Annotated in this window: 20 protein-coding genes; 12 read left to right on the forward strand and 8 right to left on the reverse strand. The window is 68.9% G+C overall.

Features of this window, described 5'->3' with window-relative positions:
• Positions 1–294: 294 nt before the first annotated feature.
• The gene (locus ACM6LU_RS32340; protein ID WP_414941611.1) at positions 295–1,941 is read right to left on the reverse strand and encodes a DNA repair helicase XPB; all 1,647 of its coding nucleotides are present in this window, start codon (positions 1,939–1,941) and stop codon (positions 295–297) included.
• A gap of 85 nt (positions 1,942–2,026) precedes the next feature.
• Here ACM6LU_RS32340 and ACM6LU_RS32345 point away from each other — a divergent pair, with 85 nt between their 5' ends.
• A complete protein-coding gene (locus ACM6LU_RS32345) occupies positions 2,027–2,662 on the forward strand; it encodes a hypothetical protein (protein WP_414941612.1) in 636 nt (211 codons plus the stop codon).
• A 26-nt stretch (positions 2,663–2,688) separates the two neighbouring features.
• Here the strand turns inward: ACM6LU_RS32345 and ACM6LU_RS32350 are convergent, their stop codons facing one another.
• Complete coding sequence (locus ACM6LU_RS32350; RefSeq protein ID WP_414941613.1) at positions 2,689–3,639, reverse strand: ABC transporter substrate-binding protein; 951 nt, start codon at positions 3,637–3,639, stop codon at positions 2,689–2,691.
• A 201-nt stretch (positions 3,640–3,840) separates the two neighbouring features.
• Between ACM6LU_RS32350 and ACM6LU_RS32355 the strand changes: the two genes are divergently transcribed.
• The 3 genes from ACM6LU_RS32355 (at position 3,841) to mdlC (ending at position 9,025) form a co-directional block, all read left to right on the forward strand.
• Positions 3,841–6,543 carry a nitrate- and nitrite sensing domain-containing protein gene (locus ACM6LU_RS32355; RefSeq protein WP_414941614.1) on the forward strand — a complete coding sequence of 901 codons (2,703 nt, stop codon included), beginning with the start codon at positions 3,841–3,843 and terminating at the stop codon, positions 6,541–6,543.
• A gap of 16 nt (positions 6,544–6,559) precedes the next feature.
• Positions 6,560–7,237, forward strand: a complete 678-nt coding sequence (locus tag ACM6LU_RS32360; protein WP_414941615.1) for a copper homeostasis protein CutC — start codon at positions 6,560–6,562, stop codon at positions 7,235–7,237.
• A 204-nt stretch (positions 7,238–7,441) separates the two neighbouring features.
• Positions 7,442–9,025: a benzoylformate decarboxylase gene (gene mdlC, locus ACM6LU_RS32365; RefSeq protein WP_414941616.1), complete on the forward strand. Its 1,584-nt coding sequence runs from the start codon at positions 7,442–7,444 to the stop codon at positions 9,023–9,025.
• Between the two features lie 160 nt (positions 9,026–9,185).
• Here the strand turns inward: mdlC and ACM6LU_RS32370 are convergent, their stop codons facing one another.
• From ACM6LU_RS32370 to ACM6LU_RS32390, 5 genes are all read right to left on the reverse strand, one after another.
• Positions 9,186–10,055 (reverse strand): ABC transporter ATP-binding protein, encoded by an 870-nt coding sequence (locus ACM6LU_RS32370; RefSeq protein WP_414941617.1) that lies wholly within the window; start codon positions 10,053–10,055, stop codon positions 9,186–9,188.
• Between the two features lie 193 nt (positions 10,056–10,248).
• Entirely contained in the window at positions 10,249–11,082 is an 834-nt protein-coding gene (locus ACM6LU_RS32375; RefSeq protein WP_414941618.1) for an ABC transporter permease, read from the reverse strand.
• Positions 11,079–11,849 carry an ABC transporter permease gene (locus ACM6LU_RS32380; protein WP_414941619.1) on the reverse strand — a complete coding sequence of 257 codons (771 nt, stop codon included), beginning with the start codon at positions 11,847–11,849 and terminating at the stop codon, positions 11,079–11,081. The genes ACM6LU_RS32375 and ACM6LU_RS32380 overlap by 4 nt, the downstream gene beginning before the upstream one ends.
• 8 nt (positions 11,850–11,857) lie before the next feature.
• Positions 11,858–12,862 carry an ABC transporter substrate-binding protein gene (locus tag ACM6LU_RS32385; RefSeq protein ID WP_414941620.1) on the reverse strand — a complete coding sequence of 335 codons (1,005 nt, stop codon included), beginning with the start codon at positions 12,860–12,862 and terminating at the stop codon, positions 11,858–11,860.
• 248 nt (positions 12,863–13,110) lie between these two features.
• Positions 13,111–14,070, reverse strand: coding sequence for an ABC transporter substrate-binding protein (locus ACM6LU_RS32390; RefSeq protein ID WP_414941678.1), 960 nt, complete (start codon positions 14,068–14,070; stop codon positions 13,111–13,113).
• A 771-nt stretch (positions 14,071–14,841) separates the two neighbouring features.
• Here ACM6LU_RS32390 and ACM6LU_RS32395 point away from each other — a divergent pair.
• The 6 genes from ACM6LU_RS32395 to ACM6LU_RS32420 all read left to right on the forward strand — a co-directional run bounded on the left by ACM6LU_RS32395 (position 14,842) and on the right by ACM6LU_RS32420 (position 21,297).
• The gene (locus ACM6LU_RS32395; protein ID WP_414941679.1) at positions 14,842–17,958 is read left to right on the forward strand and encodes a nitrate- and nitrite sensing domain-containing protein; all 3,117 of its coding nucleotides are present in this window, start codon (positions 14,842–14,844) and stop codon (positions 17,956–17,958) included.
• Between the two features lie 20 nt (positions 17,959–17,978).
• A complete protein-coding gene (locus ACM6LU_RS32400; RefSeq protein ID WP_414941680.1) occupies positions 17,979–18,437 on the forward strand; it encodes a roadblock/LC7 domain-containing protein in 459 nt (152 codons plus the stop codon).
• Positions 18,438–18,462: 25 nt separating this feature from the next.
• Positions 18,463–19,242 carry a DUF742 domain-containing protein gene (locus ACM6LU_RS32405; protein WP_414941621.1) on the forward strand — a complete coding sequence of 260 codons (780 nt, stop codon included), beginning with the start codon at positions 18,463–18,465 and terminating at the stop codon, positions 19,240–19,242.
• On the forward strand, positions 19,223–19,831 hold the full coding sequence (locus tag ACM6LU_RS32410) for a GTP-binding protein (RefSeq protein WP_026467043.1): 609 nt from the start codon (positions 19,223–19,225) through the stop codon (positions 19,829–19,831). The genes ACM6LU_RS32405 and ACM6LU_RS32410 overlap by 20 nt, the downstream gene beginning before the upstream one ends.
• Before the next feature lie 428 nt (positions 19,832–20,259).
• Positions 20,260–20,679 (forward strand): roadblock/LC7 domain-containing protein, encoded by a 420-nt coding sequence (locus ACM6LU_RS32415; RefSeq protein ID WP_038507851.1) that lies wholly within the window; start codon positions 20,260–20,262, stop codon positions 20,677–20,679.
• 6 nt (positions 20,680–20,685) lie between these two features.
• Positions 20,686–21,297: a DUF742 domain-containing protein gene (locus ACM6LU_RS32420; RefSeq protein WP_414941622.1), complete on the forward strand. Its 612-nt coding sequence runs from the start codon at positions 20,686–20,688 to the stop codon at positions 21,295–21,297.
• A 75-nt stretch (positions 21,298–21,372) separates the two neighbouring features.
• On the opposite strand, the gene ACM6LU_RS32425 is transcribed toward ACM6LU_RS32420, so the two are convergent.
• Positions 21,373–23,616: a helicase-associated domain-containing protein gene (locus ACM6LU_RS32425; RefSeq protein ID WP_414941623.1), complete on the reverse strand. Its 2,244-nt coding sequence runs from the start codon at positions 23,614–23,616 to the stop codon at positions 21,373–21,375.
• A gap of 93 nt (positions 23,617–23,709) precedes the next feature.
• On the opposite strand from ACM6LU_RS32425, the gene ACM6LU_RS32430 reads away from it, so the two are divergent.
• A complete protein-coding gene (locus ACM6LU_RS32430) occupies positions 23,710–23,892 on the forward strand; it encodes a hypothetical protein (RefSeq protein ID WP_191256864.1) in 183 nt (60 codons plus the stop codon).
• A gap of 99 nt (positions 23,893–23,991) precedes the next feature.
• Entirely contained in the window at positions 23,992–25,383 is a 1,392-nt protein-coding gene (locus ACM6LU_RS32435) for an NAD-dependent malic enzyme (protein ID WP_414941624.1), read from the forward strand.
• The last annotated feature ends 141 nt before the right edge of the window (positions 25,384–25,524 follow it).

Consider the following 25,524-nt stretch of genomic DNA (forward strand, 5'->3'; position numbering starts at 1 on the left):
CACACCAGAAACAGCGAAGTCCACAGTGGACGGAAGCGTGGATGTGATCGTGAGGCTGGCTCTTGGTGGCGGTGGTCGCGGGGCGGTTGGCGAGGTCGGTCCGTGAAGGACTCCTTGAGGGACCCTGGGTCCCTCAAGGAGTCCTTCACGGACCTCCGACCGACCGCAAAGTGTGCGCGTGAAGGCCCTCCTTGGCTCAGCGAAGGAAGCGCGGCTTCGCGCACGACCGCACTACCCGCTCAAGTACCTGTATGGGGGCCTTCAGCTACTTCCCCGCAAGCCACGACGCGGGGACTACATCGGGCGCAGCAGGTCGTCCGCGTCCACGATCCGGTACGCGTACCCCTGTTCCGCCAGGAAACGCTGCCGGTGCGCCGCGTACTCCGTGTCGACGGTGTCCCTCGAGACGACCGAGTAGAAGTGCGCCTGCCGTCCGTCGCCCTTCGGCCGCAGCAGCCGTCCGAGCCGCTGCGCCTCCTCCTGTCGCGAGCCGAACGTCCCGGAGATCTGGATCGCGACCGACGCCTCCGGCAGGTCGATCGAGAAGTTGGCGACCTTCGAAACGACCAGCGTCCTGATCTCGCCGCGCCGGAACGCGTCGAAGAGTTCCTCGCGTTCCTTGTTCCGTGTCGCGCCCTGGATCACCGGCGCGTCCAGTTCGTCGCCGATCATCTCCAGCTGGTCGAGGTAGGCGCCGATGACCAGCGTCGGCTCGCCCGGATGCCGGTCCACCAGCGATTTGATCACTTTGGTCTTGGTGTCCGCGGTCGCCGCCAGCTTGTACCGCTCCTCGGCTTCGGCCGTCGCGTACGCGAGCCTCTCGGCGTCCGTCAGAGTCACGCGGACCTCGGTGCATTCCGCCGGCGCGATCCAGCCCTGCGCCTCGATGTCCCGCCACGGGACGTCGTAGCGCTTCGGGCCGATCAGGGAGAACACGTCGCCTTCGCGGCCGTCCTCGCGCACCAGGGTCGCGGTCAGCCCCAGCCGCCGTCGTGACTGCAGGTCGGCGGTCATCCGGAACACCGGCGCGGGCAGCAGGTGGACCTCGTCGTAGACCACCAGGCCCCAGTCCCGTGAGTCGAACAGGTCCAGGTGCCGGTACTCGCCCTTGGTCTTGCGCGTGACCACCTGGTAGGTCGCGATGGTGACCGGCCGGATCTCCTTCTTCTCACCGGAGTACTCGCCGATCTCCTCCTCGGTGAGCGAGGTCCGCGCGATCAGTTCCCGCTTCCACTGCCGCCCGGCGACGGTGTTCGTCACCAGGATCAGTGTCGTCGCCTTCGCGTGCGCCATGGCCGCGGCGCCGACCAGCGTCTTGCCCGCGCCGCAAGGCAGGACGACGACGCCGGACCCGCCCGCCCAGAACGCCTCCGCGGCCTTGCGCTGGTAGTCGCGCAGCTCCCAGTCGTCCTCGGCCAGTTCGATCGGGTGCGCCTCGCCGTCGACGTAGCCGGCGAGGTCTTCCGCGGGCCAGCCGACCTTCAGCAGCACCTGCTTGAGCCGTCCGCGTTCGGACGGGTGCACGATCACGGTGTCTTCGTCGATCCGCGCGCCCAGCATCGGGCTGATCTTCTTGTGCCGGAGGATCTCCTCCAGCACCGCGCGGTCGATGGTGGACATGACCAGGCCGTGCGCCGGGTGGTTGGCGATCTGCAGCCGCCCGAACCGGCCCATCGTGTCCACGATGTCGATGAGCAGCGGCTGGGGCACGGGGAACCGCGAGTACGTCGTCAGCGCGTCGACGACCTGTTCCGCGTCGTGGCCGGCCGCGCGGGCGTTCCACAACGCCAGCGGCGTGATTCGGTAGGTGTGGACGTGCTCGGGCGCGCGTTCCAGTTCGGCGAACGGCGCGATGGCGATCCGCGCGTCGTCGGCCTGGCTGTTGTCGACCTCGAGCAGGACGGTCTTGTCGGATTGGACGATCAGCGGGCCATCGGTCACATCCTCCTTTATACGTTCCGGCCAGATCGGCCCCGCCGCGGCACCGCTGGTGGAAGGATGTGCGGCAGGTGAGGAGGAGGGGATCTTGACGACTACACCGACCGGCGGGCCGCCCGGATACGACCCGTTCGACGTGCCCGCGCCGCTGCCCGCGATGCCGGACTTGGGCATGCCGACGCCGTTCCCGAAGCCACCGCCGATCAGCGTGCTGGCCAAGGTCTCGATCGTGCTGGGCGTCGTGGTCGCGCTGGGCCTGGGGAGCCTGGTCGCCTGGGGGCTCTCGCAGTCGGGCGGGCTGTCGTCGGTGGAGGCGGGCAAGTGCCTGTACCTGACCGACGAGTCGGGCGGCGCCCAGAGCTACACGACGGCCACCTGCACTTCGAGCCGCGCGACCTTCCGGGTCGACGAGGTCCGTACCGGGGTTTCCGAATGCCGTAGTGCCGACTACGTCCAGTTCGAGCTGTACGGCGGTTCCTCCAGCCGCAAGGCCGAGAAGACGCTCTGTCTCGCGCTGAACGTCGAGACCGGTGACTGCCTGCGTGATGTCGTGCACGAGACGCGGATCGCGAAGGTCCGCTGCACCGACATCTCCGCCGAGGCGCGAGCGGTCGTGATGAAGGGATCGTCGGAGAGCGTCTGCTCGTCGGACGACACCTCCCTGCACTACACCGGGCCACCCGAGCGCACGGTGTGTCTCAGGCCGACCGGGGAGAACATTTAGGGGTCTGCCGATCCGTCATGTCGCCATTAAGGACGCGGCACCATCGACTGGACGTCGAGCCGGGCGCCCAGCATGCCGGAGTTGTGCATCAGGTCGGCGACACGCTGCAGCCGGATGCCGTTGAGGGAGACCGGATACGCCCCGAGTGAGACCAGCGACGCCGTGGTCCGGTCGATGTCGGAGAACGTCGGCAGCGCGTCGCGGACGATGACCGGGTCGGCCGCCCGAACCTGCGCCTCGCCGAGTACTTTCCGGAAGACCGCGAGCGTGCGGGTGTTGCCCTGGCCGAAGGCGCCGGTCGAAACATAGGACGACATCGGGAAGTCCAGCGTCGCGCCGCGAGCGCCGTCGGCGAGGATGCTCGCCCCGAGTTCCTTTTCGGCCCTGGTGATGTACGGCTCGACCATCCACGCGGCGTCGACCTCGCCGGCCTGCAACGCCTGCGGCATCCGGTCGAACGCGTGCTGCTTGAACTGGATCTTGGTCACCTCGACGCCCGCGGTCCCGAGTACCGAACGGGCCGCGAGCACGCCGACGTCGTCGAGCATGTTCACCGCGATCTTCGGTGACTTCTTGAGCGTCGGCTCGGTGTAGTCGGAGCCGGGGAGTGTGACGAGCGCCATGGTGTTGCGGCCGGCGGTGTACGCCTCGCCCTGCAACTGCAGCGCCGTCCCGGCCGCGGCGGCGCGGAAGATCGAGACGTCACTGGCGAACGCGATGTCGATCTCGCCCGCGGAAAGCTTGGTGATCGCCTGGTCGGCGGGAACATCGGTGAGGGTCACGGAAAGACCGGCGGCGGTGAACGTCCCGTCGGCCACGGCGACCCTCAAGGGCGCCGTGTCGATGGGGTTTCCGACGCCGATTCGCAGCTCGGTTCGTTCGGGCGGGGCGTCCGTGCTCGGGTCACCACCGGAAAACACTCCGCAACCGGCCATCGTCAGCAGAGCCGCTACCAGCGGAATCGCCCGAACACGCATCATCGCCTCCGCCCACCTACCGAGAGAATGTGCTCCTCCTTCTGGATCGTATGGTCCAGGCCCCATACGATCGCGTGCGGGAGACGCCGCACCAGCGCGGCTTTCGATCGTTCTCGAACCTTGTTACTCTACAGTAGGTTCGGGCTCTCGTCCCCGATGTCAGCCATGGGAAAGGGTCCCGTGGTGGGAAAAGGAAACCAGGTGGCCCGTCGCGACAAGCGTCCCCGTGTGGGCGACGCGGCGGAACGGCATCCTCGGGTGGGAGGACGCTGGCGGCTGCGTAACTGGCACCTGCGTACGAAACTCTTCGTGGTACTGCTGATCCCCGCGCTCGCGGTGGTCGCCCTCGTCGGGCTCCGGGTCAACTCGGATCTGCGGGATGCCCGGCAGCTGGCCGAATTCGCCACCCGCGGCCGGGTCGACAGCACCGTCGCCGAGGCGGTGCACCAGCTTCAGCGCGAACGCGACCTCACCGTCCGGTTCGTCGCGGGCGACCGCAAGGGCGACGTCTCCGAACTGGCCGAGCAGCGCAAGCGCGTCGACGATTCCGTCGGCACGTTCGATCGCACACTCGGCGAGAGCAAGAGCAGGCTCGGGGACAAGGCCGCGACCAGTCTGCAGCTGACCAGCGACCGCCTGCGCGTGCTGACCGGACTGCGGTTTTCCGCGGAACACTCGGCTTTTCCCGCCGACGCGGTGCTGCGCTCCTACAGCGAGCTGATCTCCGGCCTGCTCGACATCAGCGATTCCACCGCCGCCGACGTCTCCGACCCGGATCTGGGGAAGCTCCGCCTCGCGGGCAACGCGCTCGCGCGGATCAAGGACCAGATGTCGGTCAAACGCGCGATCATGGCGGCCGCGCTCGCCCAGGGCGGCCTCAACCGGGACCGGACCCGTGCCCTGCTCGGCGCGGAGGCCGAACTCGCCGCCGCCCGCAACGACTACCGCACCTTCGCGACGCCCGAACAGCAGCGGATGTACGACGACACGGTGATCGGCCTGATCGTCGACATCGGCAACGGCATGGTGGAATCGGCGCTCATCCGCGCGGAGAACGACCAGGGGCTCGGGGGGCTGGACCCGAACCAGTGGGACACCGCCGCCACCTACACGGTCAACCTGGCCCACCAGGTGCAGCAGGCGGTGCTCGTCCAGTTGCAGGAGCGCACGGACAGCCTTGCGGCACAAGCGAGAACGTCCGCCATCTGGGACGGCGGCATCGTGCTCGCCGTACTGCTCGTCGCCGGTGTGCTCTCCGTGATCATCGCGCGTTCGCTGTTGCGGCCACTGCGAATCCTGCGCCGCAGCGCGCTCCAGGTCGCCGAACACCAGCTCCCCGCGGCCGTCGAAGGCCTGCTCAGCGATCCCGAGCCGCAGCCGGAGAACCTGCGACGGCGGCTGGCCGTCGCGCCGGTCCCGGTGTTCAGCCGCGAGGAACTCGGCCAGGTGGCGCGGGCGTTCGACGCGGTGCACGGCGAGGCCGTCCGGCTCGCCGGGGAACAGGCCATGCTGCGGGAGAACATCAACGCGATGTTCGTGAACCTGTCGCAGCGGAGCCAGGATCTCGTCGAGCGGCAGCTCTCCGTGCTGGACCGCATGGAGGCCGACGAACAGGATCCCGACACGCTCGCCGGGCTCTTCGAGCTCGACCACCTCGCGACGCGGATGCGGCGCAACAGCGAGAACCTGCTGGTGCTGTCCGGAACCGACGTCGTCCGCGAGGACGGCGGCGCCGTCGTCGCCGACGAGATCATCGGTGCCGCGCTCTCGGAGGTCGAGCACTACCAGCGCATCGAACTCGGTGCGGCGCCGCGGATCGCGGTCCGCGGCGAGGCCGTCAACGACCTCGTGCACGTGGTCTCCGAGTTGCTGGAGAACGCGACCCGCTATTCGGACCAGAGCACGATGGTCCAGGTCGAGGGGCACGCGACCGAACGCGGCGAGTGGCAGATCGAGATCACCGACCACGGCGCCGGGATGCCGCAGGCGGAGATCGACCGGACCAACACCCGGCTGGCGAATCCGCCGGACGTCGACGTCGAGGTTTCGCGGCGGATGGGCCTGTTCGTGGTCGCGACGCTGGCCGTCCGGCACCGCATCGACGTCCGGCTGCGGTCCGCCGACGGTGGCGGGATCACCGCGGTGGTCGTCGTGCCGTCCGCCCTCATCGTCGACGCGCCGCAGCCCGCGCCGATGCCGGAACCCGCGCCCGCCGCCGCCCCCGAGCCGGAACCCGAACCACCACTGGAAGTCCCGCCGCTGCCCGAACCGGAAGAGAGTGCCGAGGAATCGCGGTTCGCGCCCGTGCTGGACCCCGGTCCGCTGCGGCGCGCGCCGGTCGTCGAGCGCGAGACCCAGCCGGAGTGGCCGTCGGCGGATGACGACGACGGCAACCATCTCGAACTGGACTCGCCGACCGAGCGGATGCCCAAGTACCAGAGCGTGCTTTCGCAGTGGTTCGACCACGGTGGCCCGCGCGAAGGACCTTCGCCCGCTGAGCCCGGTCCGCCTTCAAAGCCCTCGTTCGAGCCGGTGAAGGCACCGGAAGAGGGCGCGGCGAGCGAAGTACCCGTGCAGGATCCGGACGAGCCGACCGAGCCGTCGCTGAAGCCGGTGGAGGCGAAGGCTCTGGTGCCGAAAGAAAGGGCACCGGAACCCGAGCCCGAGCCCGCTTGGCCGACGTCCGCCGAGCTGGAGCAGGAGGACGGCGCGGAGGAAACCTGGCCGGTGCTGCCCGCCGTCGTTCCCGAGGCGCGGTCGCAGGACGACAGGCCGGAGAAGCCGCGAGGGGAGAGGCCGATACTCTCACTTTCCCCCGAAGCGGTCCGCGAACGGATGACCAGCCTGCAAGGCGGGTTCCGGCGCGGTCGCCACGCCAGGGGTGACGACAACCCCTCGGCTTAAGCGAATTGGAAGGTCCATGAGTTCGAAATCCGGCCTGCTGGAAGTGATCGCGCTGACCGCGGCGGACGCGGAGCGCGCACAGGAGGGCGGGGCCGATCGCCTCGAACTGGTCAGCGACATGGCCAGCGACGGCCTTTCGCCGTCGGTCGAGACGCTGCGCGAAGTGCTCGCCGCCACCGACCTCCCGGTGCGGGTCATGTTGCGCGACAACATGTCCTTCGCCGCCGGTGACCTCGACGGGCTGCGCGCGGACACCGGGCGGCTGATCGACGCGGGCGCGCGGGAGTTCGTGTTCGGCTTCCTGGACCTGGAAAGCGAGATCGACGTCGACGCCTGCGAAACGCTGGTCAAGGAGCTCGACGGGCTGCCGTGGACCTTCCACCGGGCCATCGACCGCGCGCGGGACCCGTTGCGCGCCTACGACCGGCTGGCCGCGCTCGGCTGCGACACGGTGCTCGCGGCCGGGCATCCGCACGGCGTGGCACACGGCCTCTCGGTGCTCCAGCGGCTCGCCCGCCGCTCGGACGGGCCACGGCTGCTGGTCGGCGGCGGCCTGCGGGCGCAACAGGTCCATCTGCTGCGGGCGGGCGGGGTGCGCGCGTTCCACGTCGGCAGCGCGGTCCGGCCCGGCGGCTGGGAGTCCGATGTGGACGCCGCCACCGTCCGCGAATGGGCGGCGCTGGTCAAGGACTAGGGCGTTTTTCTCGAACTGGGTTGGCAGGTTGGGCGAGGACACGCGCGTGTGTTTTTCGGCCGGAGGCCTCGGATTCGCGGAGGCGGGCCGCACGCTCCGAGACACAACCTAGGTGCCGTGCGCGAGCGGTCAGGTCCAGACCACACACGGTGACTTGAGGTTGCATCTTCAACTATCGGGACATGACCAGCTAGCGTGTGGGCCATGGCTACCCGCACCGTACGTGACGCGACCAGGGAACTCCTGCGCGAACTGGGCCTGACCACGGTCTTCGGCAACCCCGGGACGACCGAGATCGCCTTCCTCACGGAATGGCCCGACGACTTCACCTACGTGCTCGCGCTCCACGAGGCGTCGGTCGTCGCGATGGCCGACGGATACGCGCGCGCGTCGCGGCGCCCGGTGCTGGTGAACCTGCACTCCGCGGGCGGGGTCGGCCACGCGCTCGGACACGTCTTCACCGCCTACCGCAACAACGCCCCGCTGATCGTCCTCGCCGGACAGCAGACCAGGTCGCTGCTGCCGGACGAGCCCTTCCTCGGTGCCGTCGAGGCGGCGAACTTCCCCAAGCCGTACGTGAAGTGGAGCTGCGAACCGGCCAGGGCGGAGGACGTTCCGGCGGCGCTGGCGCGGGCGTATCACATCGCGACGCAGGCGCCGATGGGTCCGGTGTTCGTCTCGGTGCCGGTGGACGACTGGGACGTCGAGACCACGAAGCCGATCATCTCCCGGCCGCTGATCCGCGGCTTCGCGCCCGATCCGTCCGCTTTGGACGAACTGGTGTCCGCCTTGGACGCCGCACAGAACCCGGCGATCGTGGTCGGCCCCGGCATCGACGGTGAAGGCGCCGTGCCGGACGTCGTCGCACTGGCCGAGAAGGTGGGCGCCGGGGTCTGGGCGCCGCCGATGGGCGCGCGCTGCTCCTTCCCCGAGGACCACCCGCAGTTCTTCGGTTTCCTGCAGCCGGAACGCGAAGCGCTCGCGAGCGCGCTGGTCGAGCACGACCTCGTGGTCGTCATCGGCGCCCCGGCGTTCACCTACCACGTGTACCGGGGCGAGCCGGAGACCGCGCTGCCGCCGCTGTTCCTGATCAGCGACGACGAGCAGATCCTCGCCAGGGCCGCCGAGGGCACCGGGATCCGGGCGACGCCGAAGCTCGCGATCCGCGCGCTGCTGGACAACGCCGCGCCGCGGGAAGCGCCGAAATCCCGTACCCGGCTGGAAAAGCCCGCCGCGGTCACACCGATCACGCCGGACTTCGCCTACGCCACGATCTCGGAAGTCCTGCCGGACAACGCGATCGTCGTCGAGGAGACGCCGAGCCACCGCAACGATCTGCACGATCACCTGCCGATCAAGTCGACCGACACGGGCTTCCTCACCGTCGCCAGCGGCACTCTTGGCTACGGCCTCCCCGCCGCCGTCGGCGCCGCGCTCGCCCGCCCGGACCGCAAGGTCGTCGCCATCCTCGGCGACGGGTCGAGCATGTACTGCGTCCAGGCACTGTGGACGGCGGCGCAGAACAACCTGCCGGTGACGTTCGTGATCTTCGACAACTCGCAGTACGCCGCCGTGCGCATCCTCGGCGAGGCGGCCGGCGGGGAGAAGTTGCCGGGCGTCGACCTCGGCGGCATCGATTTCCCCGCGCTGGCGAAGAGCATGGGCCTGAACACGTCGGTCGTCGAGAAGGCCGAAGACCTCAAGGCGACGCTGGAGGCCGCGCTGCCGGACGAGCGCCCGCACCTGGTGCATGTCCGCATCGACCCGAACCCGCGCAAGCTCTACTGAGCGGGCTTCACGCAGGCGATCCGCTCTCATGCCTGGTCGGTGGGGGCGGGGACCAGAGATGCTGTTCCGGGCCGTGAAGGACTCCTTGAGGGACCCAGGGTCCCTCAAGGAGTCCTTCACGGCCCTCTGGAGCTGTTATGAACGGACCGTTCACGGCACTTCAGGAGCTCTTCGCGCGGGCCTCGGCGTCAGCGTCGACGGAGGCGTCCTTCTGCGCCAGTTCCCACTCGGCCGCGTCGTTGGCCGCGGTGATGGCCTCAGGGGCTCCACCGTGCAGCAGCCTCGCCACCTCGCCGCGCAGCGTCACGAACTCGGCGGACTCGCGCGTGGTGATCTGGTCCCGCTCCGCGGGCAGCCCCACCGGCAGGTCCGCGACGATCTTGGCCGGCGACTTCGACAGCACCAGCACCCGGTCCGACAGGTAGACACTCTCGTCGATGTCGTGCGTGACCACGAGAACCGTGCTCCCGTTCTCGCGCTGCACGCGGCGGGTCAGGTCCTCGAGTTCGAAGCGCGTCTGCGCGTCGACCGACGCGAAGGGCTCGTCCATCAGCAGCAGCGCGGGCTGACTGGCCAGCGCCCGTGCGATCGACACCCGCTGCTGCATGCCGCCCGAGAGCTGCCAGGGGAACTTCGCGCCGACGCCGGACAGGCCGACCGACTCCAGCGCCTCCTGCGCCCGCGTCCGGCGTTCGGAGCGGCTCGAGTTACGCCACCGCAGGGGGAATTCGACGTTCTTCGCGACCGAGAGCCAGGGGAACAGCGAGCGGCTGTAGTCCTGGAACACCACGGCCAGGTCCTCCGGCACCCCGAAGACGTCGTCGCCGTGCAGGCTGACCCGCCCGGACGTCGGCTTGATGAGCCCGGCGATGCAGCGAAGCAGCGTCGACTTGCCGCAGCCCGACGGGCCCACGATGCTCGCGAGCTGGCCCGCTTCCACGGTGAACGACAGGTCGTTGACCGCGACATGCGCCTTTTCTCCCGTGCCGTAATGGTGGTTCAGCCCGGAGACCTCGAGCATGGTTGACATCTTGCTGACCCTTCGTGTCCTTGAGGTGAAGCCGCGACCGCGATCGACGTCGGCAGGGCGCTCGTTCGTGCCGCTTGTCGCGTTGTGCGGGTATGGCGCCCTGCCACCGCGATAGCGGGGCCCGCGGCCGGGGCGGCTTCGTGCCTGTGGTCATTTTCCGCTGCCTCTCCCTGCTCCGCCGACCAGCCGAGAACTAGAGACGGCCGTTACGGGTGGGCTGCCAGCGAAGCACTCTCTGCTCCACCGCGAGGAAGGCCGCGTTGAACCCGAAGCCGAGCAGTCCGAGCAGGACCAGCCACGACCACATGAGCGGGAAGTCGAACGCCTGCTGGGCGTCCATCAGGGACCGGCCGATGCCGTTGTAGGAGCCGACCAGTTCCGAGATCACCATCAGCAGCAGCGAAATGGACAGGCTCAGCCGCAGGCCCGCGAAGATCTTCGGACTGGCCGCGGGCAGCACGATCGAGCGCACCCAGTGCGACCGAGGCGTCCGGAACGACTTCGCGGTGTCGACCTTCACCTGGTCCACCGAGCGGACGCCGTCCACGGTGTTGAGCAGCACCGGCCAGATCGCGCCGAAGATGATCGATCCGGTCTGCATCCCCGGCCCGAGTCCGAAGAGGACGATGAACACCGGGATCAGCGCGGGCGGCGGTACCGAGCGGAAGAAGGCGAAAAGCGGCCCGACGTAGTCCATCCCGGTCTTGGACCGGCCCAGCGCGACACCGAGCGCGACGCCGACGACACCGGCCAGCAGCCAGCCCCCGAGCGTCCGGCCGAGGCTCGGCAGGACGTTGTCGAACACGGTGTCGGTCAGGAACAGCTGTGACACCGGACCGCTGAACCACAGCTTCACGGACGCGGTCAGGATTTCGGTCGGCGGCGGGAAGAACGGGCTCTCCGCGAGCCGGGTCCCCAGTTCCCAGATCCCGAGCAGGGCGAAGAACAGCAGCCAGTTGCGGACCAGGATGCCGAGGCCCCGGCCCACGCGCCTGCCGACACGGCTGGACAGTGTGAGGGTCGTCACGAGACCGCCTCCCGGTCGACCGTGCTCCAGCGGAAGGCCCGCCTGCCGATCATCTCCAGCCCGCCGTTGATGAGGAAGCCGAGCATGCCGACCACCACGGTGCCCGCGAGCACGAGGTCGAACCTGGTCGAACCGGTGCTGGCCTGCATGATGAAGTTGCCGATGCCGAGTTTGGCGCCGGCCAGGAATTCGGTGCTGACCACCGCGATCAAGGCGATGTTGGCGGACAGCCTGACCCCGGTGAACACGAACGGCGCGGTATGCGGCAGCGCCACCGACGTCAGCGTCCGGAACTTGCCCGTGCCGCAGGCTTTCGCGGTCTCCATCAGAACGGGGTCGATCTCGCCGAGCGCGTAGATCGTGTTGAACATGATGGGCCACAACGACGCGTACACGGCGAGCGTGATCTTCGCTTCGGGGCCGCCACCGATCAGCAGGAGCACCAGCGGGATCAGCGCGACGGCGGGGATCGGCCGCAGGAACTCGATGACCACCGCGGTCGCGGTGCGCAGGCCGGGGATGCTGCCCAGCAGCAGACCGGCGGGCACGGCGATGGCGACCGCGATGAGCAGTGCGATCGCCCACGCGAGGAAGGTGGCGATCAGGTCGCGGACGAACTGTGTCTCGCCGAAACTTTCGAAGATCGTCACGAGCACGACGGACGGCGGGGGGATGAACTCTTTTCGGACCAGGCCGGCCTGGACGATCACTTCCCAGACGAGGAAGAAACCGGCCAGACCGGCCAGGGCACGGAGAAGTCGTGACACCTTTACCTTTATCCAGCTTGAGGGGCGAGCATCGGAGCGGCGTCGAGCTTGGCCGTCAGCACACCGGTCTGCAGCAGCAGGTCCGGCACGCGCTGCAGGCGACGGGCGTCCAGGGTGGACCCGAACGTCGGCAGCGTGAGCAACGAAGCGGTTTCGGCGTCGACCCTGGCGTACTTGACGATCATCGGCTCGATCTTGGAACGGTCGGCCGAATCACGCACGGCCTTGGCCAGTGCGCGCTGGAACGCTGCCAGCGTCTTCGGGTTCTTGTCCACGAAGGACCCGAGCGCGCCGAAGCCTGCCAGGGGGAAGTCCTGGGTGGCGCCGGTCGCGATGTCGACGATCGGGGTCGCGCCGACCACCTTGGACGCCTGGGTCAGGAACGGCTCGGGCAGGTAACCCGCGTCGACCTGGCCCGAGGACAGGGCGGCGGCGATGTTCGGGAGCTGCATCGGCACCCACTGGACCTTGCTGGTGTCGACGCCGTGGTCCTTCATCACCGACACGGTGAGCAGGTGGGAGGCGGTGTTCTTGTCGGTGATCGCGATCTTCTTGCCCGCGAGGTCGTTGATCGTCTTGACCGAGGAGGTCGGCACCGTGACGACCGCGTTGCTCTTGGGGCTGGCCGAAACGGAGTCGGCGACGAGCCGGATGTCGGCCGCGTTCTTGCTCTTCGCGACGAAGAACGGCATGTAGGTGGAGAAGGCGATGTCGACCTCGCCGCCGATCATCTTGGTCATCGACTGCTGGCCGCTGGGGGCGTCGACCGCTTCGACCTCGAGACCTTCGGCCTTGAAGTAGCCGCCTTCCTGCGCCAGCCGCAGCGGCGCGAGGTCGACGACCGGCAGCAGGGCCACCTTGATCTTCGGCTTCTCCAGCGCGCCGTCACCGCCCGACGCCTTGGACGTGTCGTCGCCGCCGAGGGCGCCACAGGCGCCCAATGTGGCCAGCATGAGCGCGCTCAGGGCGACACCGATGGCACCCCGTCCTCTACGGACACCGCTCCTGCTCATGGCGTTTCGAAACAAAGCCAGCTCCTCGGAAACAATGAATCACCGTTTGGGTTTTTTCATCCGTGTCGTGGCTTTTTTTCGCCAGGCACGCGGTCACCTTAGAGATTTGCCTACCTGCTCACAATGGGTGTCGTGAGCGGGTGATCGTTTTAGGCCATTCGCCTGATCGCGTGATCACCCGCTTGGACAACACTACTTTTAGTAATCGAATTACTGGTGGAGTGGCAATTCGGTGTAACCGCGTGTCATCAGCTGGTGGCCTGAGGCGCGATCATCGGGCTGACGTCGATCTTGGTCTGGATCGCGCCCATCTGCAGGAGCAGGTCCGGGACCCGCTGGATGCGGCGAGGGTCCAGTGTGGACTGGAACGTCAGCAGCGTGGTCAGCGCGGCGGTGTCCTGGTCGATCTTCGCGTACTTGACCAGCAGCGGCTCGATCTTGGAGCGGTCGGCCGCGTCACGGGTGGCCTTCTGCATGGCACGCTGGAAGGCGGCCACGGTCTTCGGGTTCTCAGCGGTGAACTTGCCGAGAGCGCCGTAGCCGGCGGTGGGGAAGTCCTGCGTCGCGCCAGTGGCGGTGTCGACGATCGGGACCGTGCCCGCCTGCTTCGCGGCCTGTGTGATGAACGGTTCGGTGAGGAAGCCCGCGTCGATGTCGCCGTTCTTGAGGGCGGCGGCCATGTTCGGCGGCTGCACCGGCACCCACTGGACCTTGGTGAAGTCGACGCCGTGGTCCTTCATCACCGACTTGGTGAGGGTGTCGGACACCGTGTTCGGCGCGAAGATGCCGATCTTCTTCCCGGCCAGGTCGTTGATGCCGCGCACCGAGGAGTTCGGCATGGCGATGATCGACGTGCTCTTCGGCCCGGCCGACGAGGCGTCGGAGACCAGCTTGATGTCGGCGGTGCCCTTGCTCATCGCGATGAAGAACGGGGTGTAGCTGGCGTAGGCGATGTCGACCTCGCCGCCGATCAGCTTGGTCAGCGAGATCTGGCCGGTGGCGGCTTCGATGAGCTCGACGTCCAGGCCTTCCGCCTTGAAGTAGCCGCCGTCCTGCGCCAATCGCAGCGACGCGGTGTCGATGGTCGACATCGTCGCGACCTTGATCTTCGACTTCTCGAGGTTCCCGGAGCCGCCGGAGGAGGACGACGAGTCGTCCCCGCCGAGCAGGCCGCAGCCGCTGACCGATACCGCGACGACGGCCGCCATCGCGAAGGCGAGAGTTCCGGTCTTTCCACGTGACGGCCGACCCCGGCTGACGCTCAAGGCCTTCTTCGAGCTTGCAGAGCCAAGCAAGTGGTGCTCCTGATCAAGGGGAAGGTCACGTGATGACGTGGCCTGATGTGGGATTCGGAAGTGACTCTTTGTCAGAGTCACGGGCTCACTGTAGAGAACCGACAACGCGCTCACAATGGGTGGTCATCCTATGATCCTCAAGGGTAACGATCACCCGAACAGGTTGTTTGTCAGAAGTGAACACAACTGGGCGTGTTCATTGAGAGGAACGGCGAGAGTTTGTTGCCAACTGAGCGACAACAGGTCAAGGGCCGTCCGGTGGGACTTCCCGCGTCTTGTCCGAAGGGTTACATCTGGGCCATCCGTTCGCTACCCTCATGCACCGGTAGTGAGGTGTGGACCACTGATGTAGTGAAAGAGAGTGCCTTGGATGGCCGAACGCTCTGGACCTTTCCCGAGGTGCAAGGCACTCTGTGTCGAACAAGTACGCGTTGACCGAACGAGTGTCGAACACGACCGTGCTTCACTGGTGCGTGTCCGCGCACTGGCGGGTTAGGCCGAATAGACCAATGACGCCAGGCGGGAATTCGGCCAAGTGCACCTGAGAGACTGCGTCAAAGACGATTTCCTCATTCGTCAGAGTGAGCACTCGCGTCGTGTGTGCCCCTGCCGGGCGGCAGGAGTGAGCGGGTAGTGGTCTCCGACAACCGACCCAGACAGCAGTACGGCCAGTTCGAGAACGGCATGTCCAAAATGGGCTTTCCCGGCCCGGATGAAGATGATGGTGGTGCGGCGGTGCCGAACGAAGACACCGCGGGGGTGGGAGGGACCCCTGCGCGGGAAACCGGAGACGGTCCTGGGGGGAAGGTGGCCGGGTCGTTCCTGGGCCTGCGTCACTGGCGCCTGCGATCCAAGCTCGCGGCCGTCCTGATCATCCCGACGCTGACCGCGCTCGCGCTCGGTGGGCTGCGCGTGCTCGACGACAGCTCCGAGGCCGCCCGGTTCCAGGACACGGCCGACCAGGTCGCGTTCGCCGACAAGATCACCCTCGTCGTCCACGAACTGCAGAGCGAGCGCGCGCTCGCCGTCGCCCGGATCGCCTCCCAGGACGGCTCGCGCCAGACCGGTCTCGACGCGCAGATCGCCAAGGTCGACCGCGCGGTCGACGACCTGCGGGCCTCGGCGAACCAGATCAACCCGGACGACCAGGACACGAGGGACCGCTACTCGCGTGGTCTGCAGCGGCTCGACGCCCTGCGGCCGCTGCGCGGCGCGATGAACACCTCGCTGCTTGGCGACACCCCGGTCCTCATCGCCTACTCCGGCATCCTCGACTCGCTGGTCCAGCTCGGTCGCGAGGTGACGACCGCGGTCGCCAACCGCGACGTGCTCCGGCTCGGTGTCACCGTGCAGGCCATCAGTGAGAGCAAGGAGTTCATCGCCCGCGGTGACGCGGCGCTGCTGATCGCCTCCTTCCGCTCCTCCTTCCCCGGCGACCTGTTCGACCAGGCCCGCTCGGCGGTCGCGAGCGGTGACGCCTCGACGGCGGCCTTCCTCGCGAACGCCAGTCCCGAGCAGCGGCAGCTCTACTCGGACACCTTCTCCGGCCCCGAGGTCGACGACCGCCGCCGGATCACCACGATGGCGTTCTCGCTGCATCAGCAGAACGAGACGCCGTCGATCGACAACGTCGCGCTGGGCAACGCCAGCCGGGTCGCGCTGGACAAGCTGCGCGCGGTCGAGACCAACCTGCTCGGCCAGCTGCGTGCACAGGCCGACGGCCTGGCGACCGACGCGATCAACTCGGCATGGATCGGTGCCGCGATCGTGCTGCTGGCCCTGCTCGCGGCACTGTTCCTGATGCTCGTCATCGCCCGCCTCATGCTGCGCCCGCTGCGGGTGCTGCGGAAGACGGCGCTCGACGTCGCCTACACACGACTGCCGGAAACCGTGCAAGCGATCCTGGACGACCCGGACCCGGTCAACGCCGCGAAGCGGTCGGTCGAGCCGGTGCCGATCACCTCGCGTGACGAGATCGGTGAAGTGGCGCGGTCGTTCGACGTCGTCCACGAACAGGCCGTCAAGATGGCCGCCGAGCAGGCCCTCCTGCGTGAGAACGTCAACGGCATCTTCGTGAACCTGTCCCGCCGGTCGCAGCGGCTGGTGGAACGCCAGCTCGGCGTGATCGACCGGCTCGAGGCCGACGAGCAGGACCCGGACCACTTGGCCAGCCTGTTCGAACTCGACCACCTCGCCACGCGGCTGCGCCGCAACGGTGAAAGCCTCCTGGTGCTTTCGGGCGCCGGTCTCGCGAAGTCGGTGCCCAAGCCGGTGCCCGCCGCCGACGTCATCGGCGCCGCGGTCTCGGAGATCGAGCAGTACGCCCGGATCGAGATCGGGATCGTCCCCGAGGTCGCCGTCCAGGGCCTGACGATCCACGACCTCGTGCACGTGCTCGCGGAACTGCTGGACAACGCCACCTACTTCTCCGAGCCGGAGACGAAGGTGACCGTCCGCGCGGTGATCACCCGCAAGAAGGCCCTCGCCATCCAGGTCACCGACCACGGTGTCGGGATGACCGAGGAGCGGCTCGCCGAGGTCAACACGCGGCTCGCCGAACCGCCGGACCTGGACGTCTCGGTGACCCGGCGGATGGGCCTGTACGTGGTCGCGCGCCTGGCCCGCCGCCACGGCATCGAGGTCAGGCTCCGGGAGAACGAGGACATCGAGGGCGGCGTGATCGCGCGGGTCGTCGTACCCGCCGAACTGCTCATACCGATGCGGCCCGGCGTGCGGAACACCCCGCCGCCGTCGAACCGCTCGGAAACGTCGATGCCGTCGATGTCCGAGATGTCGACTTCGCTGCCGAGCATCCCGGCTTCCGACCGCGGTCTGGAGATGACCCCGCCGCCGCCGTCGAAGCCACCGGCGGCACCGCAGCCGATCGCGAACCAAGGCGGGCTTGTCCCGCTCGACCAGCCGATCAGCCTCGACGACCTGGTCGCGGGCAAGAACGCGGCCGGACCGTTCCTCAGCCCCGCGGCCCCCGCCGAGGAGTCCCCGGCGTGGCCGACGGCCGACGACCTTTCGCCGCCGAACGGCGACGGCGCCTCCAGCGGCACGGAGACCCAGTTCGCGTCGCTCGTGCTGCCGAAGCGGGAGCCGAGGTACGTCCCGGTGAACCCGGTCGAGTCGCCGCGGCAGGCCGAGGAGTCCGCCGATTCGGGCAAGTCCGCGCTCGAGGACGACGTCCCGACCAGGCGGCTCCCGATCTACCAGTCGGTGCTCTCGCGCTGGTTCAGCGAAGGCGACGAGGTCGGTGGTGACACTCCGACCACCTACACGGAGCCGGTCGAGCCCCCCGAGCCGGACGTGTCGGAGCGGGAGCACCGCGACAGCTTCGACGAGCCGGGCGAAGCCGTCGCCGAGTCCGCCGAAGAGGCGTTGCCCACTCGGACTCCGCAGACTGTTCCGCCGGAGACGGTGCTCCAGGACAATGGCTGGCGCAGCGCGTCCGACGACGGCTGGCAGGCGGCACAGGTCCTGTACGAAGATCGGAACGACGAGATCACCCCGGCCGGCCTGCCCAAACGGGTGCCGAACCAGTACCTCGTGCCCGGCTCGATCGGCGGGAACGAACCGAAGAAGGAAGACTCGTTCGCCGACAAGACCTCCGGAATGCCGGGGACGGGCGCTATCGCCCGCTCGGCGACGGCGGCCAGGAGTCGGATGGCAAGCTTCCAGCAGGGCTACAAGTCGGGACGGCACGCGTTGAAGGATCGCCCGATAGACGCGCTGGATGACAACGGCGTTCCGATGACCGGCGGAGGTTCCTCCGCCGATGACAGCAGTAAGGAGTGAAAGTGACACGGGCGGGTGCGATGCAGCCGGGTGGTCCGGCGCAGCCTGGCGGCCAGGCGCAGGGTAAAGGGCACACGAGCAGCTTTGCCTGGCTGATCACGGATTTCGTGCACCGGGTCCCGGGCGCGGCGCATGCCGTGGTGGTGTCGGCGGACGGTTTGCTGCTGGCCTCCTCCAAGGGGCTTCCCAAGGACAGGGCCGACCAGCTCGCCGCGGTCTCGTCGGGGCTCACCAGCCTCGCGCGCGGTGCGGCCAAGGTGTTCGAAGGCGGCACGGTCGCGCAGACGGTGGTCGAGATGGCCAACGGCTTCCTCTTCCTGATGTCGGTGTCCGACGGTTCCTGTCTGGCGGTCCTCGGGTCGCCGGAGAGTGACATCGGCCTGGTCGTCTACGAGATGACCCTGCTGGTGGAACGCGTAGGGCAACAGCTGACACCGGAGATGCGCGCGCAACTGCAGGGCGCGTCGGTCCGCCGCTGAGCGACCGGGAACCGAGGAGAATGCCGTGGACGACGGGCGCTTGAGGGGCGATGGCCGGCTCGGTGACGACTTCTCCGGCGGGTGGTCGGAACGTGACGACGGCCGGGAGGACTGGACGTCCTTCCGGGACCGGGTCGACCGCGAATGGCGATCGCGCCGGGCACAGGGGGCGGACAACGACCCCGTGTCACCGGACGAGGCCTCCCGCTGGCTGACCGATTCGAACGCGGGACAGGGACCCGCCGATTTCAGCGTCACGGATTACCGGGAACGCCTGCTCGGCGGCCCCGGAGCGGAACTGTTCGGTGGTGGCAGCGGCCCGCTGTACGACTCGGGCGAGTTCGCCAAGTTCTCCTTCGACAAGGAGGAGGAGCGCCGGTCGGCGGCCGCCGACCCGCTCGCCGCGGCACTGCCGCAACAGGCGCAGAACGAGTTCGTCGACGAGCAGTACACCGCCGACGTCGAATCCTCCGGCCTGGTCCGGCCGTACTTCCGCACGCGGGGACGGACCAAGCCGACGTACGACCTTGCCATCGAGGCGTTGATCTCGACCAGTGAACAGGGACGTGTGCTCGACCGGGTGCGCGTCCCCGAACACCGGTCGATCTGCGACCTTTGCCTGGACACCCGGTCCGTCGCCGAAGTCGCGGCGCTGTTGCGCCTGCCGCTCGGCGTGGTCCGGGTGCTGATCGGAGACGTGGCCGGCCTCGGCCTGGTCCTGGTGCACACCGCCAGCCAGAACGTGGGTGACCGGCCCAGTATCGAGTTCATGGAGAGGGTGCTCAGTGGGCTTCGGAGAATTTGACTCCGACGCGAATGCGCCGCAGGTGGCCGGGCCGACGTCGTCGGCCAAGATCGTGGTCGCTGGCGGATTCGGTTCGGGGAAGACCACGCTGGTCGGGGCGGTTTCGGAAATCGATCCGCTGACCACCGAGGCCATGATGACCGAGGCCAGTACCGGCGTCGACGACAATTCGGCCACCCCGAACAAGTCGACGACGACCGTTGCCATGGACTTCGGCCGGATTTCGCTGGACTCGGATCTGGTGCTGTACGTGTTCGGTACGCCGGGCCAGCACCGGTTCTGGTTCATGTGGGACGACCTCGCGGTCGGCGCCATCGGTGCCGTCGTGCTGGTCGACACGCGGCGGCTCGCCGACGCGTTCCCGTCGATCGACTTCTTCGAGAACCGGAAGCTGCCGTACGTCGTGGCGATCAACTGCTTCGACCGGCTGCTGCACCACCAGATCGAGGACGTCCGGCACGCGCTGACGATCTCACCGTCCGTGCCGATCATGGCCTGTGACGCTCGGGAACGTGAGTCCGCCAAGCAGGTGTTGATCTCGGTCGTGCAGCACGCCATCGCACACGATTCGGCGTTGCGCGCGGGATAGACAGGACGAAAGCCCGGAGCGGATGCGGCCGTTGGAGTGAACTCGGCAGGCTTCACCCGCTTCGGGGAGTGGTACCACCAGCCGTTGTGGACGCGGGGCGATCCCTTCACGCGTTCCGGTGCGGGCCGCACCCAATCGGGTGATCGAAATGGTGGTGACCTGCGAGGACGTCGATTCACGCCCGGTCGCACCCGGCCACCACGGGGTGTCCCACGAATGCGTGGTTCGCGATGTGTCGACGCGGTGAGCGGCTGGACGTTTACGTTCGGTTAACACCCTCGGCCGGGTGGCGGGCTCGACACGATCGGCGTGACGAATACGCTGGGTGGAGGCGTCTTTCGGCTCGCCGGTGCCCAGGTCGGTGCTGGTCGGGGAGAGACGTCCGGACCACGCCGCCCAGGTGGTCTTGACGCAGCGAGGAGGGACTTGTGACGGCATCCGGACAGCAGAGTTCGTTCGGCTGGCTCATCACGGATTTCGCGCGCCGGGTTCCCGGTGCCGCGCACGCCGTGCTGGTCTCGGCGGACGGACTTCTCCTCGCGCCGTCAGAAGGCCTGCCGCAGGAACGCGCCGAACAGTTGTCCGCGGTCGCTTCCGGACTGATCAGCCTCACCGCCGGCGCGGCGCGCTGCTTCGACGCGGGCGGGGTCAACCAGACCGTCGTCGAGATGGAACGCGGCTACCTCTTCCTCATGTCGGTCGCCGACGGTTCGTCGCTCGCCGTACTGGCCGCGCCGACCTGCGACATCGGCACCGTGGCTTACGAGATGACCCTGCTCGTCGAGCGGGTCGGGCAGCAGATCACCCCCGAGCTGCGGGCGCAGCTGCAGGGCGGCGTCCGTGGGTAGTCGCCGATGAAGATCACCGGATTCACCGAACCGGAACCCTCCGGCTGGGACTCCCTCTACCAAGGCACCGAGCGCGAAGGCTTCGACTCCCCGAGCCGGTTCGAGCTGAGCTCGATCAGCACGGTCATGCCGCGGCGCCCGGCCGCGCCGCCGGAACCGGTCCCTTCGCCCATGCCGTCGCCGCTTCGCCAGCCGACGCCGCGTCCCGCGTCCGCGGGAAACGGTGCCGCCGGCTCGGGTCCTTCGGGCAGCGCCCCCGCTTCGGTCTACCTGCCGTCCTCGGGCTCACGGGTCCGGCCCTACACGCGCACCGGCGGGCGCACCCGCACCGCGCACGACCTGGCGCTGGAGGCGCTGGTGTCGACCAGCGACCAAGGCCGCCGGTATCGCGGCGTGCGGACCATGGAGCACCGGCAGATCTGCGACCTCTGCCTGGACACCCGGTCGATCGCGGAGATCGCCGCGCATCTGCGACTGCCGCTGGGTGTCGTGAAGGTGCTCGTCGGCGACATGGCCGACGCGGGCCTGGTCCTGATCCACCAGACGGAGCTGATCCTCGGCGACTCTTCTTCGCGCGCTTTCATGGAGCGCGTCCTTCAAGGCCTTCGCGACCTCTGACCCCTCCCGCGTTTCGTCCTCTGGTTGCGGTCCTTGCACGTGCAACTACCGCAACTAGAGGACTAAACGCGGGGGTCAGTCTTCGACGAGGGCGGCCGAGGTGATCCGGTGCAGCGGGAAGCGCTCGTTGTCGGTCCCTTCGAGGACCCCGCCGCCGACCCGCGTCGGCCGCACCACGCGCTGGCTCGCCATTCCGCGTGAGTCGACGAAGCCGATCCACACCTCGCGGCGCTCCATGGTCGCCTGGGACAGCAACGCCAGCGTCGCGGACGTGTCCCCGGCGCCGCCGCCCTGCGGTGCGCGCACCGTCTCGCCGCGCCGACGCGCGGACGCGGCGTCACCGGCCCGGACGTGCGCGACGATCTTGCCGACCTGATCGTCGGTCAGTCCGGCCTGTTCCCCGGCTGCCCGGCGCGCGGCACGCGTCTTCGCGGGCAGACGACGTCCAGACGGCCTGATGTCCATGACGCGTCCGTCGGGTCCTTCGGCGGCCGGAGCGAACCCTGCGGTGCGAAGAGCGTCAAGGACCTCGGCGAGCGGGTACGAACTGATGAGCACTGTCGGCGCGATCATGCGCAGGCCGTACTCCGTGGCGACAGGGCTGCCCATGACCTCCGCGAGCAGCGACGCGTCGTCGCAGCGCAGGAACGACTCGGCGGCCCCGCCGCGCAGCCGCCCGTGCCGCCGGGCGACGTCGTCGATCAGGTAGGTGAGTCCCTGCGGCACCGGCGTCGCCGACCGGGCCGCGAACAACGCGTGCAGTTCACCCGCGGTCCGTCCGGTGTCGAGCGCGCGCCGCACGGATGTCTCGGTGATCCGGTACACGGTGGCGTGCCCCGCCGATTCGATGTCGGCGACGGCGGTCATCTCGCCCGCGAGTTCGGCTTCCAGCGGTCCCGGCGCGACCACGGTCAGGTCGGCCTGGACCAGGACGTGGTCCACCGGCCGCGGCAGCGCGTCGAGCATCGCCTCGACCGCGCCTGGCCGGTCCTCGGCCAGCAGTGCCCGCGTCGCCGTGGTGAGTCCGCCGAGCCCGGTCAGGCCGAGCGCGGCTCCCTCGGCCATCGTCCAGCGGACGGTTTCGTCCCGCAGCCGCCCGCCCCGCCGCGGTGCGCGCCAGGCCAGCGCGGCGACCAGTTCGTCGGTGCTCTTGACCCCGGCGCCCTCGGGCAGCGCGGCCAGGGCGAGGAGGATCCGCCGCCGCGACGTCGGCGCCAGCGGCCTCCGCAGGTCTTCCGACAGCGGTGCGATCGGTTTGTCCTTCGCGTCCCGCCCGCCGGCGAGGCCGGGCAGCCTTGGCAGTTCGAGCCAGGCCTGCGCGACCGTCATCCAGCGCTGCGCGGTCGGCGACGCGAGCCAGGAATCGGTCAGCGTCGTCGGCACCCATTCCGGCGTGGTCGCTTCGCTGTCGGCCACCAGCCCGGCGCCGACCGCGATCTCCGCCAGGAGGGTCACCCGCGACTCGTCGGTGTCGAGATCCTTGGCGAGCTTCTTCAGCTCGCGGACCCCGAGCCCGCCGGACTTCAGCACCGGCGGTGGCGTCTCCGACCACGCGCGAAGCATGTTCTCGGTCTGGCGCAAGAACTCCATCGCCTCGCCCGCCGCCGTCGAGTCCACTGTGGACCGCTGATGCGGATGCACGGGGAGTTGCGGCCGGCGCAGGGACACCGGATCGAACACCGACCCTCCGCGCAGCGCGATCCCGAGTTCGCGGGGCAACTCGACAGTCTGGTCGTCCCGGCGCAGCAGCAGGCCGCGCGCGAGGAGTCGTTGGACCGGGTTCTGCGCCCGCTCCAGCGGGATGTCGGCCGACGCGTCGCGAGTGCGGCCGATCGGCGGCCCGGCGGCCAGCGTCGTCAGCAGGGCGCGCTCGTCTTCGCCGATCTCGGCGAGCGCGGCCTCGATGTCCGTTCCGGCGAGCGTGGGCGACGACGTCCCCAGCCCCGCGGGGAAGGGGCCGAGCGCGTCGCGGGCCGACGGCGGGACGCGTAGCGCGTCGTCCTCACCCCAGACCAGCGCCCGCGTGCGCAGCAGCGCCAGCGCTTCGCCGATCTCGGCCCCCGTGAGTCGCGCGACCTCGGCCGCGGCGGCCGGATCGGTGTCCGCACCGGCCAGCAGCAAGGCGTCGAGCACGGCGAGGGTGAAGGTGTCGAGGTCTTCGCAGGCGCGCGCGACGGAGCCCGGCGTGCCTGCCCGGGTGGCGAGCACGATCGTGTCGGACGGGGGCGGCGTGGACAGGTCGCGACGGGTGCGCAGCAGCGCGGCGAGTGCTTCGTCGGACTCCTGGCGCAGCCAGTCCGCCAGGGAGGGCGCGGGCATAGACGATCAGGATACCGGGCGGGTGGCAGCCCGGCAGTCGCGTTCGGGCAGACTGTCCTCCAGAGATCGCTTGACCATGCTCGGGAGGACGTTGTGGCGAAGGGCGAGAACAAGAAGCGCGCGGGCATCGATCCCACGTGGCCCGGTGAAGACGGGGAGCACCCCGTCACCGAGCTCGCATCCGATCGGCAGGGTGCGCTGTCCCCGTTCGGTGACGTGACCTTCCCGCTCGACGCGGTGCCTTACGTGCACCCCGAGACCGAGATCAACCGGTAAGAAGTTACTGGTCGGTCACCCCGGCGGGGCTTCGTGGCGGTCGTCACGGGAGTAGGTTTTCGCTCGACCTATCAGAGCGTTCTCAGCGGGGGTAGTGCCATGCCGGTTCCCGGTCCCGGATATTCGATCACCGTCCGGGTGGAGGCCCCCGCGTCGTCCAGCGCGGCGGGTGACCTGACCACGGCCGTCGGGCGGGTCGGCGGTGTGCTGACCGCGTTCGACGTCGTCGAGTCGCACCCCGAGTCGATCGTCGTCGACATCAGCGCCAACGCCCTGTCGGAGAACCACGCGCAGGACATCACGCAGACCCTGGACTCGCTCCCGGGCGTGCGGGTCCGCAAGGTCTCCGACCGGACCTTCCTGATCCACCTCGGCGGCAAGATCGAGGTCACCCCCAAGGTCGCGCTCCGTAACCGTGACGACCTCTCCCGCGCGTACACGCCGGGTGTCGCGCGTGTCTGCCAGGCGATCGCCGCGAACCCCGAGGACGCGCGCCGCCTGACCATCAAGCGGAACACCGTCGCCGTCGTCACCGACGGCTCGGCCGTGCTGGGGCTCGGCAACATCGGCCCGGCCGCCGCGCTCCCGGTGATGGAGGGCAAGGCGGCGCTGTTCAAGAAGTTCGCCGACGTCGACGCGTGGCCGGTGTGCCTGGACACCCAAGACACCGAAGAGATCATCAAGATCGTCAAGGCGATCGCCCCGGTTTACGCGGGCATCAACCTCGAGGACATCGCCGCGCCGCGCTGCTTCGAGATCGAGGCGCGCCTGCGCGAGCAGCTCGACATCCCGGTGTTCCACGACGACCAGCACGGCACCGCGATCGTCGTGGTCGCCGCGCTGCGCAACGCCCTGCGCGTGGTCGGGAAGAACATCGAAGACTGCAAGATCGTGGTCAGCGGTGTCGGCGCGGCCGGATCGGCGATCATCCGGCTGCTGCTGGGCAAGGGCCCCGGCGACATCGTGGCCGCCGACATCGACGGCATCGTGCACTCCGCGCGCGGCAACCTCGACGACAATCTCACCTGGATCGCCGAGCACACGAACAAGGAGCAGCAGGCGGGCACGCTGCACGAGGCGCTCGTCGGCGCCGACGTGTTCATCGGGGTCTCGGCGCCGAACCTGTTCGGCGCCGAGCAGGTCGCGACCATGAAGTCGGACGCCGTCGTGTTCGCGCTGGCCAACCCGGACCCGGAGATCGACCCGCTGGAGGCGCAGCAGCACGCCGCCGTCGTCGCCACCGGCCGCAGCGACTTCCCGAACCAGATCAACAACGTGCTCGCCTTCCCCGGCGTGTTCCGCGGCCTGCTCGACGCGCACGCGCACCAGATCGACGACTCCATGCTGCTCGCGGCGGCCGACGCCATCGCGGACGTCGTGGACAACGGCAAGCTCAACGCGTCGTTCATCGTGCCCAGCGTCTTCGACAGCGCCGTCGCGCCCGCCGTCGCCGAGGCCGTCAAGCGGGCGGCCAAAGCCGTCCAGAAGTGACAGCAAAGGTCCCTTGCTCCGTTCGGGGCCGACGTCATCACTGAGGCCGACCCCGTGGCCGACTTCAGGGTGACGACTCCGTACCCGGCCCGCTCCTAGGCTCGATTCCGACCAGGAATTCGATCTTGACGGGGGTTGGGG

The organism is Amycolatopsis sp. cmx-11-51 (assembly GCF_047608665.1).
Classification (GTDB): domain Bacteria; phylum Actinomycetota; class Actinomycetes; order Mycobacteriales; family Pseudonocardiaceae; genus Amycolatopsis.

Bases quoted from the DNA above. Each gene is read 5' to 3' on its own strand.
- ACM6LU_RS32350 (WP_414941613.1), bottom strand. From the start codon at position 3,639: ATGCGTGTTCGGGCGATTCCGCTGGTAGCGGCTCTGCTGACGATGGCC.
- ACM6LU_RS32360 (WP_414941615.1), top strand. From the start codon at position 6,560: ATGAGTTCGAAATCCGGCCTGCTGGAAGTGATCGCGCTGACCGCGGCG.
- mdlC (WP_414941616.1), top strand. From the start codon at position 7,442: ATGGCTACCCGCACCGTACGTGACGCGACCAGGGAACTCCTGCGCGAA.
- ACM6LU_RS32370 (WP_414941617.1), bottom strand. From the start codon at position 10,055: ATGTCAACCATGCTCGAGGTCTCCGGGCTGAACCACCATTACGGCACG.
- ACM6LU_RS32385 (WP_414941620.1), bottom strand. From the start codon at position 12,862: ATGAGCAGGAGCGGTGTCCGTAGAGGACGGGGTGCCATCGGTGTCGCC.
- ACM6LU_RS32390 (WP_414941678.1), bottom strand. From the start codon at position 14,070: ATGGCGGCCGTCGTCGCGGTATCGGTCAGCGGCTGCGGCCTGCTCGGC.
- ACM6LU_RS32395 (WP_414941679.1), top strand. From the start codon at position 14,842: ATGTCCAAAATGGGCTTTCCCGGCCCGGATGAAGATGATGGTGGTGCG.
- ACM6LU_RS32400 (WP_414941680.1), top strand. From the start codon at position 17,979: ATGCAGCCGGGTGGTCCGGCGCAGCCTGGCGGCCAGGCGCAGGGTAAA.
- ACM6LU_RS32420 (WP_414941622.1), top strand. From the start codon at position 20,686: ATGAAGATCACCGGATTCACCGAACCGGAACCCTCCGGCTGGGACTCC.
- ACM6LU_RS32425 (WP_414941623.1), bottom strand. From the start codon at position 23,616: ATGCCCGCGCCCTCCCTGGCGGACTGGCTGCGCCAGGAGTCCGACGAA.
- ACM6LU_RS32435 (WP_414941624.1), top strand. From the start codon at position 23,992: ATGCCGGTTCCCGGTCCCGGATATTCGATCACCGTCCGGGTGGAGGCC.